The organism is Psychromonas sp. Urea-02u-13 (genome assembly GCF_002835995.1).
Classification (GTDB): Bacteria; Pseudomonadota; Gammaproteobacteria; order Enterobacterales; family Psychromonadaceae; genus Psychromonas.
In genome coordinates, this window is sequence record NZ_PJBZ01000246.1 from 1 (window position 1) to 579 (window position 579).

A 579-nucleotide genomic window follows, 5' to 3' on the forward strand; every position below is an offset into this window, starting at 1 on the left:
ATGTAAAAGAGATGTATAGAAAAGACCTTACTTGGGTCTGTAGCTCAGTTGGTTAGAGCGCACCCCTGATAAGGGTGAGGTCGGCAGTTCAAATCTGCCCAGACCCACCAAGTTTCGGATGAGCTCAGTTGGTTAGAGCGCACCCCTAATAAGGCGAAAAGATGGTGAGGCCGTTTGGTTAATTTCAAATCTGCCCAGACCCACCAATTCGATTTCTATACAAAAACCATGTTGGGGCTATAGCTCAGCTGGGAGAGCGCCTGCCTTGCACGCAGGAGGTCTGCGGTTCGATCCCGCATAGCTCCACCACTTCTTTTGAAGTGACCTAACATGACACTAGAAGCCTTAGATAAATAAGACTATTTATCTAAGGCTTTTTTTAACGAAAAAGCCTGCTCTTTAACAATTAGGAAAGCTGATAAAGTTCTTATTTATCGCACAATAACAATGATTCATTCGTGAATTGATTGGTGTGATAAATATAAACGAAAATTTTTATTTTTACTTCGGTAAAGATAAAGAGTTCTCAGTATTTGAAATGACTCTTGAGTCAGATTAGATACTGTAATCAAGCAAAAA

General features: G+C 40.6%; 2 tRNA genes. Both read left to right on the top strand.

The window, feature by feature from the left end:
• The first annotated feature begins 33 nt into the window (after window positions 1-33).
• Window positions 34-110, top strand: a tRNA-Ile gene (locus tag CXF74_RS21625).
• A gap of 123 nt (window positions 111-233) precedes the next feature.
• A tRNA-Ala gene (locus tag CXF74_RS21630) sits at window positions 234-309 on the top strand.
• Window positions 310-579 lie beyond the last annotated feature (270 nt).